Below are 17,014 nucleotides of genomic sequence, written 5' to 3' on the forward strand. Positions count from 1 at the left end.
GCCCTCTGTCCAACCCAAGGAGAAACCCCATGACCTCGACCCTGCAACGCTTCGCCCGCATCGGCGTGCTGGCAGCCGCCGGCCTGGCAGCCACCGGCGCCTGGGCACAGACCGCCATTTGCTACAACTGCCCCACGGAGTGGGCGGACTGGGGCACGCAGCTGCGCGCCATCAAGGCCAAGACCGGCATCACGGTGCCGGCCGACAACAAGAACTCGGGCCAGGCGCTGGCGCAGCTGGTGGCCGAGAAAGGCAGCCCGGTGGCCGACGTGACCTACCTGGGCGTCACCTTCGCCATCCAGGCGCAGAAGGACGGCGTGGTCGCCCCCTACCAGCCCGCGGGCTGGAAGGACATTCCCGACGGGATGAAGGACCCGGCCGGCAACTGGTTCAGCATCCACTCGGGCACGCTGGGCTTCATGGTCAACGTGGACGCGCTCAAGGGCAAGCCGGTCCCGAAGTCCTGGGCCGACCTGCTCAAGCCCGACTACAAGGGGCTGATCGGCTACCTCGACCCGGCCTCGGCCTTCGTCGGCTACGTGGGCGCGGTCGCCGTGAACGAGGCGCGCGGCGGCACGCTCGCCAACTTCGCGCCGGCCATCGACTACTTCAAGGCGCTGCAGAAGAACGAGCCCATCGTGCCCAAGCAGACCTCGTATGCGCGCGTGCTGTCGGGCGAGATCGCCATCCTGCTGGACTACGACTTCAACGCCTACCGCGCCAAGTACAAGGACCGCGCCAACGTGCAGTTCGTCATTCCCGCCGAAGGCACGGTGGTCGTGCCCTACGTGATGAGCCTGGTGAACAAGGCGCCCCATCCGGCCGAGGCCAGGAAGGTGCTGGACTTCGTGCTCTCCGACGAGGGCCAGGCCATCTGGGCCAAGGCCTATCTGCGCCCGGTGCGCGCCAGCGCCATGCCCAAGGAGGTGCAGGCCCAGTTCCTGCCGGCCGCTGAATACGCCCGCGCCAAGACCGTGGACTACGCCGGCATGGCCGCCGCGCAGCGCGACTTCTCCGACCGCTACCTGAAGGAAGTGCGTTGAGCCCGCGCCAGCGCCTGCTGCTCGCCGGCTGCGCGGCTCCGGCGGGCGCGTTCTTCCTGGCCTTCTGGCTGCTGCCGGTGCTGCGCCTGCTGGCGCTGCCGGCCGAGAAGGGCTGGAGCACCTATTTCGTGGTGCTGACCGACGGCCGCTACATGCAGAGCATGCTCAACACGCTGCTGCTGTCGGTGGCCGTGACGCTGGCCACCCTCGTGATCGGCGCCACGGTGGGCATCTACCTGGCGCGGCGCAGCTTCTTCGGCAAGCGCATGCTGCTGGCGCTGCTGACGCTGCCGCTGTCGTTTCCCGGCGTGATCATCGGCTTCTTCGTGATCCTGCTGGGCGGGCGCCAGGGGCTGGTGGCGGACCTGTCCAGCCAGCTCTTCGGCGAGCGCATCACCTTCGCCTACGGGCTGCTGGGCCTGTTCCTGGCCTACCTGTACTTCTCGCTGCCGCGCGCCATCGCCACCTATGCGGCCGCGGCCGAGGCCATGGACCTGCAGCTCGAGGAGGCGGCGCGCTCGCTGGGCGCCTCGCGCCTGCGCATCGTGCGCGACGTGTGGCTGCCCGAGCTCGCGCCCACCACCGTGGCCTGCGGCGCCATCCTGTTCGCCACGTCGATGGGCGCGTTCGGCACCGCCTTCACGCTGGCGAGCAAGTTCGAGGTGGTGCCGATCACCATCTACAACGAGTTCACCAACTACGCCAACTTCGCGCTGGCCGCATCGCTGTCCATCGCCCTGGGGCTCGCCACCTGGCTGGCGCTGTTCCTGACGCGCCAGTTCGGCAGCAGCCAGGCCATGCGCTGAAAGCCGCGGGAAAGGACCCCATCGCATGCGACAACCAACGCACAACCGCGCGCCGTTCCTGTTCGCGGTCACCGCGCTCACCAGCCTGTTCATGATCGCGCCCATGCTGCTGTCGGTGCTGGCAGGGCTGGTCAACAACTACAGCGTGGGCATCAAGAGCGGCTTCACGCTGCGCTGGCTGCAGGAGGTGTGGGACGTCTACGGCGGCACCGTCGGCTGGTCGCTGGGCATCGCCGCGGCCAGCGTGGCGGCCACGGCCGCCATCGGCGTGCCCTGCGCCTACGCGCTGGCGCGCAGCCGCTCGCGCCTGGCGCGCGCCTTCGAGGAACTGCTGACCCTGCCCGTGGCCGTGCCGGGCCTGGCCACGGCGCTGGCGCTGATCCTGGCCTACGGCCAGATCGCGGCCTTCCGCCAGAGCTTCGCCTTCATCCTCGTGGGCCACATCGTCTTCACCCTGCCCTTCATGGTGCGCACCGTGGCCTCGGCCTTCCAGCGCAACGACCTGGTCGCGCTGGAAGAGGCCGCGCGCACGCTGGGCGCGAGCTTTCCCCAGCGCTTCCTCGGCGTGCTGGTGCCGGCCGTGTTCCCGGCCATCGTGGCGGGCGGCCTGATGGTGTTCACGCTCTCGGTCGGCGAGTTCAACCTGACCTGGATGCTGCACACCCCGCTCACCCGCACCCTGCCCGTGGGCCTGGCCGACAGCTATGCGTCCATGCGCATCGAGATCGGCTCGGCCTACACGCTGGTGTTCTTCATCGTCATCCTTCCGGTGCTGTGGGCCCTGCAGGCCCTGGCCCAGCTCATGCAAAAACGCTATGGAACTTGAACGCATCCCGGTCGAGATCGACCACTGCTCCAAAACCTACGCCGACGGCACGCGCGGCCTGCAGCCCACCAGCCTGCACGTCGAGCCCGGCGAGGTGCTCGCGCTGCTGGGACCCTCGGGCTGCGGCAAGACCACGCTGCTGCGCCTGATCGCCGGGCTGGAGACGCTGGACCCGGGCGGGCGCATCCTGTTCGGCGAGCAGGACGTGACCCACCGCCCGGTCGAGCAGCGCGGCGTGGGCATGGTGTTCCAGAGCTACGCGCTGTTCCCGCAGATGAGCGTGGCCGCCAACATCGGCTACGGCCTGCGCATCCGCGGCGCATCGGCCGCCGAGGAGCGCCGCGCCGTGGGCGAGCTGGTGGAGCTCACGCGCCTCACGGGCCTCGAAGCCAAGCGCCCGGGCGAGCTCTCGGGCGGCCAGCGCCAGCGCGTGGCCCTGGCGCGCGCCGTGGCCGTGCGCCCGCGCGTGCTGCTGCTCGACGAGCCGCTCGCGGCCCTGGACGCCAAGCTCAAGGAGCAGCTGCGCGAGGAGCTGGCCGAGCTGCTGCGGCGGCTGCACATCACCGCCATCCACGTCACGCACGACCAGCAGGAGGCCATGGCGATCGCCGACCGCCTGGCCGTGATGCGCGCCGGCAGCATCGTGCAGGTGGGCCGCGGCGAGGACCTGTACCGCGCGCCCGCCCATCCCTTCGTGGCCGAATTCCTCGGCCGGGTGAACCGCATCGAGCGCTCGCCCGAGTCGCTCGCGCGCGGCGTGCTGACGATCGGCGGCGCGACGCTGACCTGCCCGCCGGCGCTCGACCAGAGCGCGCTGCTGGTGCGCCCGGAAGACATACAGATAGGCCCGCGCCAGGACGGCTGGGGCGTGGCGCGGGTCGAGCAGCGCAGCTTCCTCGGCGACCGGGTGCAGCTGCGCCTGAGCGCGGCCGGCGTGCCCGGCACGCTGCTGGCCGACGCGGCGCGCGACACGCCCTACCGCAGCGGCGACGAGGTGGGCATCCGCATCGACCCGCAACACCTGATGAGCACCGCAGAGGCCAGCGCATGAACGCCATCCCCTACACCTTCCTGGTCCAGATCACCGACCTGCACATCCGCGAGCCCGGCCGCCTGGCCTATGGCCGCATCGACACCGCGCCCTACCTGCGGCGCACGGTGGACAGCGTGCTGGCCCTGCGCCAGAAGCCCGGCGCGGTCGTCATCACCGGCGACCTGTCGGACTTCGGCCGGCCGGCCGAATACGCACACCTGGCCGAACTGCTGGCGCCACTCGATGGCCTGCCCGTGTACCTGCTGCCCGGCAACCACGACGAGCGCGCGCAGCTGCGCCGCAGCTTCGCGCGGCACGCCTACCTGCAGGACGGCGGCGAATTCGTGCAGTACAGCGTGCGCGTCGGCCCGCTGCGGCTGATCGCGCTCGACACCATGGAGCCGGGCCAGAGCCACGGCGTGCTGTGCGTCCGGCGCCTGGCATGGCTGGAGCGCGAGCTCGCCACCTGCCGGGACGAGCCCGTGGTCATCGCCATGCACCACCCGCCGTTTCGCACGCTCATCGGCCACATGGACAGGATCGGCCTGCTGCAGGGCGCCCAGGAGCTGGAAGCCATCGTGGCGCGCCACGCCAACGTGGAGCGCATCATCTGCGGGCACCTGCACCGCGCCATCGACGTGCGCTTCGGCGGCACCATCGCCTCCACCTGCCCCGCGCCGGGGCACCAGGTGGCGCTGGACCTGCAGCCCGATGCGCCCTCGGCCTGGATGCTGGAGCCGCCGGCCTTTCGCGTGCACGCCTGGGACGGCGAGCGGCTGGTGTCGCACCTGGCGGCGTCGGGGGTTTTCGAAGGGCCCTATCCTTTCCACGAGAATGGCACGCTCATAGACTGATAGCATTCCACCCCCTGCTGCCGCCCACATGAAGCACCTGCTCAACCTGCTCGCCGCCATTGCCCTGCTGGTATGGGGCATCCAGATGGTGCGCACCGGCATCCTGCGCGTGTTCGGCGCCAATCTGCGCCAGCTGATCGCGCGCGGCGTGCGCACGCATCTGCTGGCCGTGCTCTCGGGCATAGGGGTGACGGCCGTGGTGCAGTCCAGCACGGCCACGGCGCTGATCGTTTCGGCCTTCGTGGGCCAGGGCATGATCTCGCTGATGGCGGCGCTGACCGTGATGCAGGGCGCCAACGTGGGCACGGCGCTGATGGCGGTGGTGTTCTCGCTGGACCTGTCCTGGCTGTCGCCGCTGTGCATTTTCGTGGGCGTGGTGCTGTACGTGGCGCGCCAGGACGGCAAGGCGGGCCGCATGGGGCGCGTGCTCATCGGCCTGGGGCTGATGCTGCTGGCGCTGCGCCTGATCACCGAGGCCACCCTGGTGCTGACCCAGTCCGAGGTGGTGCGCACCCTGCTCATGGCGCTGACCAGCGACATCACGCTGGAAGTGCTGACCGGCGCCATCCTGGCCGTGGTCTCCTACTCCAGCCTGGCCGCCGTGCTGCTGGTGGCCACGCTGGCGGGCTCGGGGGGCATTCCCACCGAGGTGGCGCTGGGCGTGGTGGTGGGCGCCAACCTGGGCAGCGGCGTGCTGGCCGTGCTCACCACGCTCAAGTCCAGCGTGCAGGCGCGCCAGGTGCCGCTGGGCAACCTGCTATTCAGGATAGTGGCCTCGCTCTTCATGATTCCGGTCATAGGCCTGTGGCATGCCCATATCCAGGCCCTGGTTCCCGACAAGGTCAGCCAGGTGGTGCTGTTCCACCTGGCCTTCAATGTCATAGGCACCCTGCTGTGCATGCCCATCACGGGCTTCGTCGCCAACGTCGTGGAGAAGGTCCTGCCCCGCGAAGCGGTGCCGGCCTCGCTGTCGCGCCCGCACCACCTCGATGCCTCGGCCCTGGCCACGCCTTCGCTGGCGATCTCCTGCGCCGCGCGCGAGGCCCTGCACCTGGCCGACCTGGTGGAGACCATGCTGGGCGGCCTGAAGACCGTGTGGCAGACCGACGACCAGCGGCTGGCCGCGGAACTGCGCGGCCTGGACGACCAGGTGGACAGCCTGTATTCGTCCATCAAGTACTACATGACCAAGATCTCGCGCTCCGAGCTGGACGAGGGCGAGGGGCGGCGCTGGACGGAAATCATCAGCTTCACCATCAACATGGAGCAGGTCGGCGACCTGGTCGAGCGCGTGCTGCAGGACGTGGAGGACAAGAAGATCAAGAAGGGGCGCCAGTTCTCGCACGCCGGCCTGCAGGAGATCAACGAGATGCACGACCACCTGGTGGCCAACCTGCGCCTGGCCATGAGCGTGTTCCTGACCAGCAACGTGCGCGACGCGCAGAAGCTCCTGGAGGAGAAGACGCGCTTTCGCGAGCTGGAGCTGGCCTACTCCGCCACCCACCTCAACCGGCTGGCGGACAACACCATCCAGAGCATAGAGACGAGCTCGCTGCACATCGACATCATCAGCGACCTCAAGCGCATCAATTCGCTACTGTGCTCCGTGGCCTACCCGGTGCTGGAGGCCAACGCGTCCATCCGCCCCCTGCACCCGCAGGGCGAGGCCGCCGCCGCGCCGCAGGGCGAGCGGCAGTGACGGGCCGCGGTCAGCCGCGCCGCGCGTAGCGCTGGGCCAGCACCGCGCACACCATGAGCTGCATCTGGTGGAACACCATCAGCGGCAGCACGATGGCGCCGGCCGCCTGCGAGGCGAACAGCACCTTGGCCATGGGCACGCCGCTCACCAGGCTCTTCTTGGAGCCGCAGAACACGATGGTGATCTCGTCCTCCTTGGAAAAGCCCAGGCGCCGCGCCAGCCAGGTGGTGGCCGCGAGCGCCGCTCCCAGGATCACCGCGCACACCACCAGCAGGCCCGCCAGCGCCGGCAGCGGCAGCTGGCCCCAAAGCCCCGCCACCACGGCCGCGCTGAACGCCGTGTAGACCACCAGCAGCACCGAGCCCTGGTCCACGAACTTGAGGGCGGCCGCGTGGCGCGCGATGAAGCCGCCGATCCAGGGGCGCAGCAGGTGGCCCGCCACGAACGGCAGCAGCAGCTGCAGCATGATGCGCCCGATGCTGCCCAGGACGTCCTGCTGCGCCGAGCCCGTGTGCGGCAGCACCAGCCCCACCAGCAGCGGCGTGATCACGATGCCCAGCAGCGTGGAGGCCGATGCGCTGCAGATGGCCGCCGCCATGTTGCCGCGCGCCACGGCCGTGAAGGCGATCGCCGACTGCACCGTGGCCGGCAGCACGCACAGGAACAGCACGCCCGTGTACAGCTCGGGCGTCACCAGCGGCTGCAGCACGGGCCTGAGCCCCCAGCCCAGCAGCGGGAACAGCGCGAAGGTGCTGGCCACCACGAGCACGTGCAGCCGCCAGTGGCCCAGGCCCGCGAGCACGGCCTCGCGCGAGAGCTTGGCGCCGTGCATGAAGAACAGCAGCGCCACCACGGCCACCGTGGCTTTCTCGAAGAAGGCCCCCACGGCGCCGGAAGCCGGCAGCACGCTGGCCAGCGCCACGGTGGCCACGAGGGCGAGGGTGAAGTTGTCGGGGAGCAGGCGGGAACGGGCCATGGGGATATTGATGGAACGGCAAACGGTGGGCGCAGGGCCAGGATTGTGGCCCACGCCGGCGGCGGCAAGGCCTACCAGCCGTAAAACGCCGCCAATACCAGCGCGGCCTCGGGCGTGAACGCGCCCTCGGCCAGGCGCGCATGCACCTCGGCGTGGGGCAGGCACTCGAAGCGCTCCACCTCGCCGTCCTGGTTCCTGGGCATGGCGCCGTCGGAGACGGTGGCGTGGTACCAGTCGATGCGCTCGACCATGTAGCCGGCGCCGCCGCCCTCGCCGCTGGGCAGGGCGAAGTCCACGTGGCCGCCATGCGCCAGCCGGTCGAGCTGCGCCGCGCGCAGGCCGGCCTCCTCCCAGGTCTCGCGCGCCATGGCCTGTTCCCGCGTGTCCGCGGCGCTGACCATGCCGCCCATCAGCGTGTCCCACATGCCGGGGTTGCTGGGCTTGGAGAGGGAGCGCTGCTGCACCCACAGGCCGGCGCCACCCGGCGTGCGGCCCACGAGGTGCACGGCCCGGGTGGCGATGCCCAGCACGCGCACCGCCCCGCGCTCCACGGTGGCGATGCGCCGGCCCCGGGCGTCGCACACGGCCAGCTGCTCGCCGCGCCAGGGGCCGCAGCGTCCCGCGCCGCGCAGCGCCTGCGCCAGCGCATCGAGGGCGGCCGTGGCGTCGCCGCCGCGCAGCACCCAGGCAGGCGCGCCCTCGCACTCCTCCATTGATAGCTGGTAGCGCTTGTCCAGCAAGCGCTGGAGGCCAATTTGGCCAAATACCTCCGCATCCACGGAGCCTACCGGCACATCCCCCACCCGCAGCGGCAGGCGCGGCCGCGCCGGGCCGCACGCCGCGCTGGCGCGCGCCGGGGCCACCCAGGCGGGCGCTGCGCTCACGGCAGGGTGAGGATGGTGGAGCCCGTGGTCTTGCGCGCTTCCAGGTCGCGGTGCGCCTGCTGCACGTCGGTGAGGGCGTAACGCTGCGCGATGTGGATCTTGACCTGGCCGCTCTCCACCACGGCGAACAGGTCGTCGGCCATGGCCTGCGTGGCCTCGCGCGTGGCGATGTGCGAGAACAGCGTCTGGCGCGTGACGTAGAGCGAGCCTTTGGCCCCCAGCATGCCGGGCGCGAACGGCGGCACGGGGCCGGAGGCATTGCCGAAGCTCGCCATCAGGCCGAAGGGGCGCAGGCAGTCGAGCGACTTGTCCCAGGTGTCCTTGCCCACCGAGTCGTAGACCACCTTCACGCCCTTGCCTCCGGTGATCTCCTTCACGCGCGCGGCGAAGTCTTCCCTGGCGTAGTTGATGGCATGGGCCGCGCCGTTGTCCAGCGCCAGCCGGCACTTGGCGTCCGAGCCCGCCGTGCCGATGAGCCGCAGACCCAGCGCACGCGCCCACTGGCATGCGATCAGACCCACGCCGCCCGCGGCCGCGTGGAACAGCACGTAGTCGCCCGGCTCCAGCCCCTCCACGGGACGTGCCTTCTTGAGCAGGTACTGCGCCGTCAGGCCCTTGAGCATCATGGCCGCGCCGGTCTCGAAGCCGATGGCATCGGGCAGCCTGCACACGCACTTGGCGGGCATCACGCGCACCTCGCAATAGCTGCCGGGCGGCTGGCTGGCGTAGGCCGCGCGGTCGCCGGCCTTCAGGTGCGTGACGCCCTCGCCCACAGCCTCGATCACGCCGGCGGCCTCCATGCCGATGCCGGCGGGCATGGTGAGCGGGTACAGGCCCGTGCGGTGGTACACGTCGATGAAGTTCAGGCCCACGGCGTGGTGGCGTATGCGCACCTCGCCCGGGCCGGGCTCGCCCACCTGCACGTCGACGATCTGGAGTTCTTCGGGGCCGCCATGCTGGCGGATCTGTACGGCGAGGGTCATGGGGGGTTGTCTCCTGGCTGGGTCTGCGAAGCAGCCGGGATCGTGCCATGTTTTGCCGGCCCCTGCTGCACGCGGGGCACCGTCACCGGTTACAGTTGCACGCCCTATGACCCAACGACTTCAACCGGGCACCGTCGCGATGCTCGTGGCCGCGCCGCTGCTGTGGGCGGGCAATGCCGTGGTGGGGCGCGCGCTGCATGCGCTGATCTCCCCCAGCACGCTGAACTTCATCCGCTGGCTGCTGGCCTTCGCGCTGCTGCTGCCGCTGGCGTGGCGGGCGCTGCGCCCGGACAGCACCCTGTGGCCGCACTGGCGCCGCTACGCGCTGCTGGGCCTCTTCGGCATAGGCAGCTACAACGCGCTGCAGTACCTGGCGCTGCAGACCTCGACGCCCCTGAACGTGACGCTGGTGGGCTCGGGCATGCCGGTGTGGATGCTCATCGTGGGGGCGCTGTTCTTCGGCGTGCCGGCCACGCGCCGGCAGGTCGCGGGCGTGCTGCTGTCGGTGGCGGGCGTGCTGCTGGTGCTCAGCCGCGGCAGCTGGCAGCAGCTGCTGGCGCTGCGCCTGGTGCCGGGCGACCTGTACATGGTGCTGGCGACCATCTCCTGGGCGTTCTACAGCTGGCTGCTGGTGCGCACCAGCGAGCCGCGGGACCTGCGCGGCGACTGGGCGGCCTTCCTGATGGCGCAGCTGGTCTTCGGCCTGGGCTGGTCGGGCGCATTCGCGGGCGTGGAGTGGTCGCTGGGACAGGCGCAGGCCCACTGGGGCTGGCCGCTGGCCGCGGGCCTGGCCTTCATCGCCATCGGCCCCGCCGTCCTGGCCTACCGCTTCTGGGGCGCGGGCGTGCAACGCGCGGGGCCGGTGATGGGGGGGTTCTTCATCAACCTCACGCCACTGTTCGCGGCCGTGCTGTCGGCAGCCTTCCTGGGCGAGCGGCCGCAGCCGTACCACGCGGCGGCCTTCGTCCTCATCGTGGGGGGCATCGTGGTGTCCTCGCGGCGCGCATAGGGCCTACGCGGCAGACGGCGCCCGCATCGCCTCCAGCTGCGCGACCGGCATGGGGCGCGCCAGCAGGTAGCCCTGGTACAGGTCGCAGCCGTGGCGCGCCAGGAAGGCGCGCTGCGCCTCGGTCTCCACGCCCTCGGCCACCACCTCCAGCTCCAGGTTGCGCGCCATGCCCAGGATGGTCTGCACCACAACGTCGTCGCTGTGGCGCTCGCCCAGGTGGTGCACGAAGGATTTGTCGATCTTCAGGCGGTGCAGCGGCAGCCGGGTCAGGTAGGACAGCGAAGAATAGCCCGTGCCGAAGTCGTCCACCGCGAAGCGCACCCCCTTGACGCGCAGCCGGTGCATCTTGGCGATGGAGTCCTCCACGTCTTCCAGCACCAGCGATTCGGTGAGTTCCAGCTCCAGCCGGTGCGCCGGGGCGCCCGTATCCTGCAGCATCTGGACCACGAGCTCCACGAAGTCGCCCTGGCGGAACTGGCACGCGCTCACGTTCACGCTCAGCGACAGGTCGCGCAGATGCGGCTCATGCTGCCAGCGCGCGAGCAGCTCGCAGGCCCCGCGCAGCACCCAGCGGCCGGTGGGCACGATGAGCTCGCTGTTCTCCGCCACGGAAATGAAGCGCTCGGGCGGCACCAGGCCGTGCACCGGATGCCGCCAGCGCAAGAGCGATTCGGCCCCGACCATGGTGCCTGCACGGTCGTACTGCGGCTGCAGGTGCAGCAGGAACTGCCCGGCGCCAATGGCCTGCTGCAGGTCGGCCTCGAGCTGCACGCGCTCGCTGATCGCGGTCTGCATGCCCTGCTCGAAAAAGCACAGCGCATTGCCGCGCTGCGCCTTGGCCTGGTACATGGCGATGTCGGCCTGCCTGAGCACCTCGCCCGCGGTCTGCGGCGGCTCCCCGAACAGCGTCGCGCCCACGCTGCAGCTGCCGTGGTAGGTCTGGCCGGCGATCTGGTAGGGCTGGCCCAGCAGCTGCACGATCTTGTCGGCCACGCCGCGCACCTGCCGCGCCGCCTCGGTGGCGTCCGCGGGCAGGCCCGCCAGCAGGACTACGAATTCGTCGCCTCCCAGCCTGGCCACCGTATCGCTGGCACGCACGCTCGCCTGCAGGCGCCTGGCGACCTGCTGCAGCAGCAGGTCGCCCATTTCATGGCCCAGGGTGTCGTTCAAGGTCTTGAAGTAATCCAGGTCGATGAACAGCACCGCGCCCCGCACCCCCGAGCGCTCCGCGGCCGCGCAGGCCTGGCCCAGCCGGTCGAGCAGCAGGCGGCGGTTGGACAGGCCGGTCAGCTGGTCGTAGAACGCCAGCTGCTCGATCTCGGCCGCGGCCAGGCGCAGGTCGGTCACGTCGTGGAAAAGGATCACCAGCCCGCCCTCGGGCGTGGCCCGCTCGGTGATCTGGATGAAGTGCCCATTGGGAAGGCACTGCTCATGCGTGCCCTTCGGGTCGCGCTGCTGCAGCAGGCGCTGTTCCACCCAGGCGCGCTTGTCCTGCGCGCTGGCGCCGGGCAGGTGGTAGTGCGCCGTGGTCTCCAGCACCCGGCGGTAGGGCAGGCCCACGGCAACCGTGCCCGCGAGCCAGGGGAACATTTCCTCGAACGGCCGGTTCCACTGCACGATGCGGTGTGCGGCATCGAGCAGCACGAAGCCACTGACCATGGCCCCCACCGCCTGGTCCAGCGTGGCCTTGGCGCCGGCCACGCTCTGGCGCGCGCGATGCATGCGCTGGAGGTACACGGTGGCAAGAATCCCGGCCACCACCAGGCAGGCCCCGAACAGCAGCGCGCCCCCGCCCACGGCAACCGCCTCCTGCTTCCATGCGGCCAGGGCCGTGGACTGCGGCAGGCTGGCCGTGATCCACAAGTCCTGGTACAGCAGCGGCCGCGCGGCCACCAGCGCCGGCTGGCCGGACAGGCGCGAGCGCTCCTGCCAGAACCCCGCGCGACGGCCCTGCGCGCCCATCTCCCACAGGGACGGCGCCGCCAGGTCCCGGCGCTCGAGCGCCTCCTGGGGAGCCTGCATGCCCATGAGCAGCTCGCCCTGCGTGCGCTCCAGCGTCACTTCCATCTCGGGCACGCTCGCCCCCTGGAGCAGGACCGACACCAGGACATCCATGGGCACCTGGGCCACCGCCAGCAGCGGCGTGCCATCCGCCAGGCGCAGCGGCCGCGCCACATGCAACAGGCGCTCGGGGCTGAGCGCGGTCACCTTCGGCTGGCCCACGGTCAGCGTGGCCACGGCCGGGGCCAGGGCGGCGGCCACCAGCCCCTGCGGCAGCTCGGCCGGCGGCGGCCCCTGCCCTTGCGCCGAGGAGGCCAGAGGCACCCCCTGCGCATCGAACAGCGCCACGTGGCGCAGCATCAGGTTCTGCAGGACCATGGCGCGCAGCAGCGCATTGGCCTCGCCCGCGTCGAGGCTGGCGCGCTCGCCCACGCGCAGCAGCTCCCCCGTGCTGGCCAGCAGCATGTCCAGCGACAGCAGGGAGCGGTTCATGCCCGCCTCGGCGCCGGCGACGAAGCGGACGACGCGCGCTTCGCTGGCAGCCAGCTCATCGGCGCGGACCTGCCACAGCAGGCCGGCCACGGCCGCGGCCAGACCCAGCAGGAGCGCGCCGACCAGGCCCCAGATCGTCAGGTACAGGCGCTTGTGCAGGGCCTCGGTCATGGCTTGGCCGGCATGGCAGGGCCGCGCGCCGGGCCCATGGTGCGGCGCCAGAGGTCGACGCAGCGGGCACCGCAGCGCTGCAGCCAGCGCGGCAGCACCACGGTGCGGAAGATGTCCTCGCGGCGCGCCTCGTCCTGCGGCCGCACGGGCGCCAGCACCATCCGGCCACGCCGCCCGGTGGTGCAGCTGGGATTGCCCACGTTGCATTCCACGCCCTGCTGGGTCTCTTGCTCGGCGCTGAGCCAGATGGCGGTCTCCAGCCTGGGCAGTTCGGAGCGCAGCAGCGTGCGCAACTCCTCGGGCAAGGCCTTCCAGGCCGCCCGGTTGGCGCCGAAGATGGCCATGCCCCAGCTGATGGGCATGGGGTACAGGTGCGTGGCGTGCATGTGCAGCCCCAGGGTATTGCCCGGCATCGCGCCCGTGATGGCGCATTCGCTCGCCCCCGCCTCCATGCTCTGTGCCAGCTGGGAGAACGGCACGCGCCGGGGGCGCGCCTCCAGGGCGCCGACGAAATCGCCCTGCGCCGCCGAGGACACGCGCACCCTGCGGCCGCGCAGGTCGGCCAGTCCATCGAGCGGCCGCTTGCAGAACACCACCTGCGCCGGATAGACGTACACGGCCAGCAGCTCGATGCCATGCTCGTCGCGCAGCGCCTGCTCCAGGTAGGGGCGGAAGGCGGCCAGCGAGCGGCGCAGCGCCGCGAAGTCGGGGTTGAGCCCGGGCAGGTCCGCGGCCATGTACTGCGGATACCTGTCCGACAGCGAACTCATGAACACCGTGCCGAAGGGCACCACGCCCAGCTCCAGCAGGCGCAGCATCTCCATGCCGGGCACGCCGGCGCGGTCGAAGGGCACGATGTCTGCACCGAAGCGCCCCTGGCTCAGGCGCGCCAGGTCACGCGTCCAGAACGGGGCCTCCAGCTGCGCATACTGCGTGATGCCGGCCAGGCCCCCGACCACGCGCAGTTGCAGCGCTCCCCCGGCCTGCGGCGGCGGCCCCTCGGCCGGCGCCTGCACGGCGGCGCTCAGCAACGCAGCGCCCAGCAGCAGCCTGAGCATCAGAAACTGCCTGGATAGGCGCCGCCATCGGCCAGTATGTTCTGCCCCGTGATATAGCCCGCATGCACGCTGCACAGGAAGGCGCAGATGGCGCCGAACTCCTGCGGCGTGCCGTAGCGCCCCGCCGGAATGGCCTCCTGCTGCGCGCGCCGCACGTCATCCACGCTCCTGCCGGCCTTGGCTGCAGCGGCGCTGATGGTGCCGGCCAGCCGGTCGGTGTCGAACTTGCCCGGCAGCAGGTTGTTCAAGGTGACGCCGCGCGCCGCAATGGCGCTGCGCGCCACGCCCGCCACGAAGCCCGTCAGGCCGCTGCGCGCGCCGTTGGACAGGCCCAGGATGTCGATGGGCGCCTTCACCGCGCTGGAGGTGATGTTGACGATGCGCCCGAAGCCGCGCCCTGCCATGCCGTCCACCGTGGCACGGATGAGCTCGATGGGGGTCAGCATGTTGGCGTCCACGGCGCTGATCCAGGCCTCGCGGTCCCAGCCGCGGAAGTCGCCGGGCGGCGGGCCGCCCGCGTTGGTCACGACGATGTCGAAGTTCCTGCCGGGCCCGCCCGCCACGCCGAACGCGGCCGCCCTGCCCTCGGGCGTGGTGATGTCGGCCGCCACGGCCAGCACCTGCGGTTTTGAGGTATTTTGGCCTCTGGCGCCCGCTGCATCTGCGCCTTCAGCTATTAAATGTGCAGCAGTGCGCTGCAGCTCATCGGCATTGCGGGCGTTGACCACGAGGTTCACGCCCTCGCGCACCAAGGCCTCGGCGCAGCCGCGCCCCAGCCCCTTGCTGGCCCCGCAGACCAATGCCCATTTACCGGCGATGCCCAGATCCATTGCATGCTCCATCCGCCTTGGCGGCATTCCCCCCATTTCCCATGCGCAGCGCCGAAGGCGCGCCTCATGGGAGACCGGGGCTTAAACAGTTTGAAACGATGATAGTGAAGCGCGCACGATCCTGCACCAACTAAAAAGCGCCCCATGCGGGGCGCCTTGAACAGTATGCCTGCAGCGCGCACGAAGCGCGCCGGCCGAGCGCGGGTCAGTCCTCGACGAAGGCCTCTTCGCGTTTCTTGCTCACCGCGGGCAGCAGCACGATGATCAGCAGCAGGGCCGCGGCGGCCAGCAGTCCGGCGGAGAGGGGGCGCGTGACGAACACGCTCCAGTCGCCACGCGACAGCAGCAGCGCGCGGCGCAGGTTCTCTTCCATCATCGGGCCCAGGATGAAGCCCAGCAGCAGCGGCGCAGGTTCCACGCCCAGCTTGTAGAACAGGTAGCCCACGAAGCCGAAGGCACCCACCAGCCACACGTCGAAGGTGTTGTTGTTGGTGGAGTACACGCCGATCGCGCAGAACAGCACGATGGACGGGAACAGCCAGCGGTAGGGCACGGTGAGCAGCTTGATCCAGATGCCGATCAGCGGCAGGTTCAGGATCACCAGCATGGCGTTGCCGATCCACATGGAGGCCACGAGGCCCCAGAACAGCTCGGGGTTGCTGGTCATCACCTGCGGGCCGGGCTGGATGTTGTGGATGGTCATCGCGCCCACCATCAGCGCCATCACGGCGTTGGGCGGGATGCCCAGCGTCAGCAGCGGGATGAAGGAGGTCTGCGAGCCCGCGTTGTTGGCCGACTCGGGCGCCGCCACGCCGCGGATGTTGCCCTGGCCGAACGGCACTTCGCCGGGATGCAGCTTGGTCTTCTTCTCGACCGTGTAGGCCGCGAAGGCCGACAGCAGCGCGCCGCCGCCGGGCAGGATGCCCAGGGCAGAGCCCAGGGCCGTGCCGCGCAGCATGGCGGGGAACATGCGCTTGAAGTCCTGCGCCGTGGGGAACAGGCCCTGCACCTTGGCCGTGAAGACCTCGCGGTCCTCGTCGGACTTGGACAGGTTGGCGATGATTTCACCGTAGCCGAACACGCCCATGGCGATCACCACGAAGTTGATGCCGTCGGTCAGTTCCGGAATGTCGAAGCTGTAGCGGGCGACGCCGGAGTTCACGTCCGTGCCCACCAGGCCCATCAGCAGGCCCAGCAGGATCATGGCCACGGCCTTGAGCAGCGAGCCCGAGGCCAGCACCACGGCGCCGATCAGGCCCAGCACCATCAGCGAGAAGTATTCGGCCGGGCCGAACTTGAAGGCCACCTCGGTCAGCGGCGGCGCGAAGGCCGCCAGGATCAGCGTGCCCACGCAGCCGGCGAAAAACGAGCCGATGCCGGCAGCCGCCAGCGCCGGGCCCGCGCGGCCCTTGCGCGCCATCTGGTAGCCGTCGATCACGGTGACGACCGAGGACGATTCGCCCGGCAGGTTCACCAGGATGGCGGTGGTGGAGCCGCCGTACTGCGCGCCGTAGTAGATGCCGGCCAGCATGATGAGCGCGGCCACGGGCGGCAGCGCGTAGGTGGCGGGCAGCAGCATGGCGATGGTGGCCACGGGGCCCACGCCGGGCAGCACGCCGATCAGCGTGCCCAGCAGACAGCCGATGAAACAGTAGATGAGGTTCTGGAACGTGAACGCGACGCCGAAACCCATCGAGAGATGGTCAAGCAATTCCATGATCTATGTCTTCCTCTCAACCCACGATGAAGCTAGGCCAGACGGGGAACTGCAGATTCAGCGCCCACACGAAAGCCACGTAGCTGCCGGCGGCCAGGATGGTCGCCAGGACGAATACTTCCTTGAAATGGAACTCGTGCCCCGCCAGGCTGGCCACGAAGGTCAGGCCGTAGATGGCGACGATCAGGCCCATGGCCGGCACGCCGAAGCTGGGCAGGCCCGCGAGCAGGACGCCGAACAGCAGGTTGGCGCCGATGATGAACACGATCTGCTTCCAGGCCCACGAGCCGACCTTGTCGCCGTCCACCGTCTCCACGACGACGGCCTTGAACATGATGGCTGCCCCGATGATGGCCTGCAGGACGCCCAGCAGCAGCGGGAAATAGCCCGGGCCCATGCGGGCGCCCGTTCCCACGGTGTAGGTGGTGGCGCCCCAGGCGAAGGCAACACCCACGACGAGGAACATCAGGCCGGCAAAGAAATCTTTCTGACTCTTGATTTTCACAAATGTCTCCCAAAAGGAATGCGACGGGCGATTGTCGGGTGGTGCTCGTCCTTTCGCGATGTGGGTTCCACCTACGGACGGATACAAGTTTTCCCCAATACCCCCTGCCCGTCCGGCTCCCGGACTG

15 protein-coding genes are annotated in these 17,014 nt (G+C 70.2%); 7 read left to right on the forward strand and 8 right to left on the reverse strand.

What is annotated here, in order from left to right; all coding sequences use genetic code 11:
• The first annotated feature begins 29 nt into the window (after positions 1–29).
• Genes ACX12L_RS07145 through ACX12L_RS07170 form a run of 6 tightly spaced genes read left to right on the forward strand, consistent with a single transcriptional unit; the run spans position 30 to position 6,261 of the window.
• Positions 30–1,043 carry an ABC transporter substrate-binding protein gene (locus tag ACX12L_RS07145; protein ID WP_201397650.1) on the forward strand — a complete coding sequence of 338 codons (1,014 nt, stop codon included), beginning with the start codon at positions 30–32 and terminating at the stop codon, positions 1,041–1,043.
• On the forward strand, positions 1,040–1,849 hold the full coding sequence (locus tag ACX12L_RS07150) for an ABC transporter permease (RefSeq protein ID WP_459261980.1): 810 nt from the start codon (positions 1,040–1,042) through the stop codon (positions 1,847–1,849). Before ACX12L_RS07145 ends, ACX12L_RS07150 begins: the two co-directional genes overlap by 4 nt.
• Positions 1,850–1,874: 25 nt before the next feature.
• Positions 1,875–2,675 carry an ABC transporter permease gene (locus ACX12L_RS07155; protein WP_013518053.1) on the forward strand — a complete coding sequence of 267 codons (801 nt, stop codon included), beginning with the start codon at positions 1,875–1,877 and terminating at the stop codon, positions 2,673–2,675.
• Positions 2,665–3,726, forward strand: a complete 1,062-nt coding sequence (locus tag ACX12L_RS07160; RefSeq protein WP_459261981.1) for an ABC transporter ATP-binding protein — start codon at positions 2,665–2,667, stop codon at positions 3,724–3,726. Before ACX12L_RS07155 ends, ACX12L_RS07160 begins: the two co-directional genes overlap by 11 nt.
• On the forward strand, positions 3,723–4,562 hold the full coding sequence (locus ACX12L_RS07165) for a phosphodiesterase (protein ID WP_459261982.1): 840 nt from the start codon (positions 3,723–3,725) through the stop codon (positions 4,560–4,562). Before ACX12L_RS07160 ends, ACX12L_RS07165 begins: the two co-directional genes overlap by 4 nt.
• A gap of 28 nt (positions 4,563–4,590) precedes the next feature.
• The gene (locus ACX12L_RS07170; protein WP_459261983.1) at positions 4,591–6,261 is read left to right on the forward strand and encodes a Na/Pi cotransporter family protein; all 1,671 of its coding nucleotides are present in this window, start codon (positions 4,591–4,593) and stop codon (positions 6,259–6,261) included.
• 10 nt (positions 6,262–6,271) lie between these two features.
• Here ACX12L_RS07170 and ACX12L_RS07175 read toward each other — a convergent pair whose 3' ends face one another.
• From ACX12L_RS07175 to ACX12L_RS07185, 3 genes are all read right to left on the reverse strand, one after another.
• The gene (locus tag ACX12L_RS07175) at positions 6,272–7,237 is read right to left on the reverse strand and encodes a bile acid:sodium symporter family protein (protein WP_459261984.1); all 966 of its coding nucleotides are present in this window, start codon (positions 7,235–7,237) and stop codon (positions 6,272–6,274) included.
• 71 nt (positions 7,238–7,308) lie between these two features.
• A complete protein-coding gene (locus ACX12L_RS07180) occupies positions 7,309–8,121 on the reverse strand; it encodes an NUDIX hydrolase (protein ID WP_459261985.1) in 813 nt (270 codons plus the stop codon).
• Complete coding sequence (locus ACX12L_RS07185; RefSeq protein WP_459261986.1) at positions 8,118–9,104, reverse strand: quinone oxidoreductase family protein; 987 nt, start codon at positions 9,102–9,104, stop codon at positions 8,118–8,120. Before ACX12L_RS07185 ends, ACX12L_RS07180 begins: the two co-directional genes overlap by 4 nt.
• Positions 9,105–9,210: 106 nt before the next feature.
• Here ACX12L_RS07185 and ACX12L_RS07190 point away from each other — a divergent pair, with 106 nt between their 5' ends.
• On the forward strand, positions 9,211–10,113 hold the full coding sequence (locus ACX12L_RS07190) for a DMT family transporter (protein ID WP_459261987.1): 903 nt from the start codon (positions 9,211–9,213) through the stop codon (positions 10,111–10,113).
• Between the two features lie 3 nt (positions 10,114–10,116).
• Here the strand turns inward: ACX12L_RS07190 and ACX12L_RS07195 are convergent, their stop codons facing one another.
• The 5 genes from ACX12L_RS07195 to ACX12L_RS07215 all read right to left on the reverse strand — a co-directional run bounded on the left by ACX12L_RS07195 (position 10,117) and on the right by ACX12L_RS07215 (position 16,887).
• Positions 10,117–12,777 carry a bifunctional diguanylate cyclase/phosphodiesterase gene (locus ACX12L_RS07195; RefSeq protein ID WP_459261988.1) on the reverse strand — a complete coding sequence of 887 codons (2,661 nt, stop codon included), beginning with the start codon at positions 12,775–12,777 and terminating at the stop codon, positions 10,117–10,119.
• Positions 12,774–13,835: a TRAP transporter substrate-binding protein gene (locus ACX12L_RS07200; protein WP_459261989.1), complete on the reverse strand. Its 1,062-nt coding sequence runs from the start codon at positions 13,833–13,835 to the stop codon at positions 12,774–12,776. The genes ACX12L_RS07195 and ACX12L_RS07200 overlap by 4 nt, the downstream gene beginning before the upstream one ends.
• Entirely contained in the window at positions 13,835–14,665 is an 831-nt protein-coding gene (locus tag ACX12L_RS07205) for an SDR family oxidoreductase (protein ID WP_459261990.1), read from the reverse strand. Before ACX12L_RS07205 ends, ACX12L_RS07200 begins: the two co-directional genes overlap by 1 nt.
• 205 nt (positions 14,666–14,870) lie before the next feature.
• On the reverse strand, positions 14,871–16,382 hold the full coding sequence (locus tag ACX12L_RS07210; protein WP_459261991.1) for a tripartite tricarboxylate transporter permease: 1,512 nt from the start codon (positions 16,380–16,382) through the stop codon (positions 14,871–14,873).
• 16 nt (positions 16,383–16,398) lie between these two features.
• Positions 16,399–16,887, reverse strand: a complete 489-nt coding sequence (locus ACX12L_RS07215) for a tripartite tricarboxylate transporter TctB family protein (protein WP_459261992.1) — start codon at positions 16,885–16,887, stop codon at positions 16,399–16,401.
• Positions 16,888–17,014: the final 127 nt, after the last annotated feature.

The organism is Alicycliphilus sp. T452 (assembly GCF_054512775.1).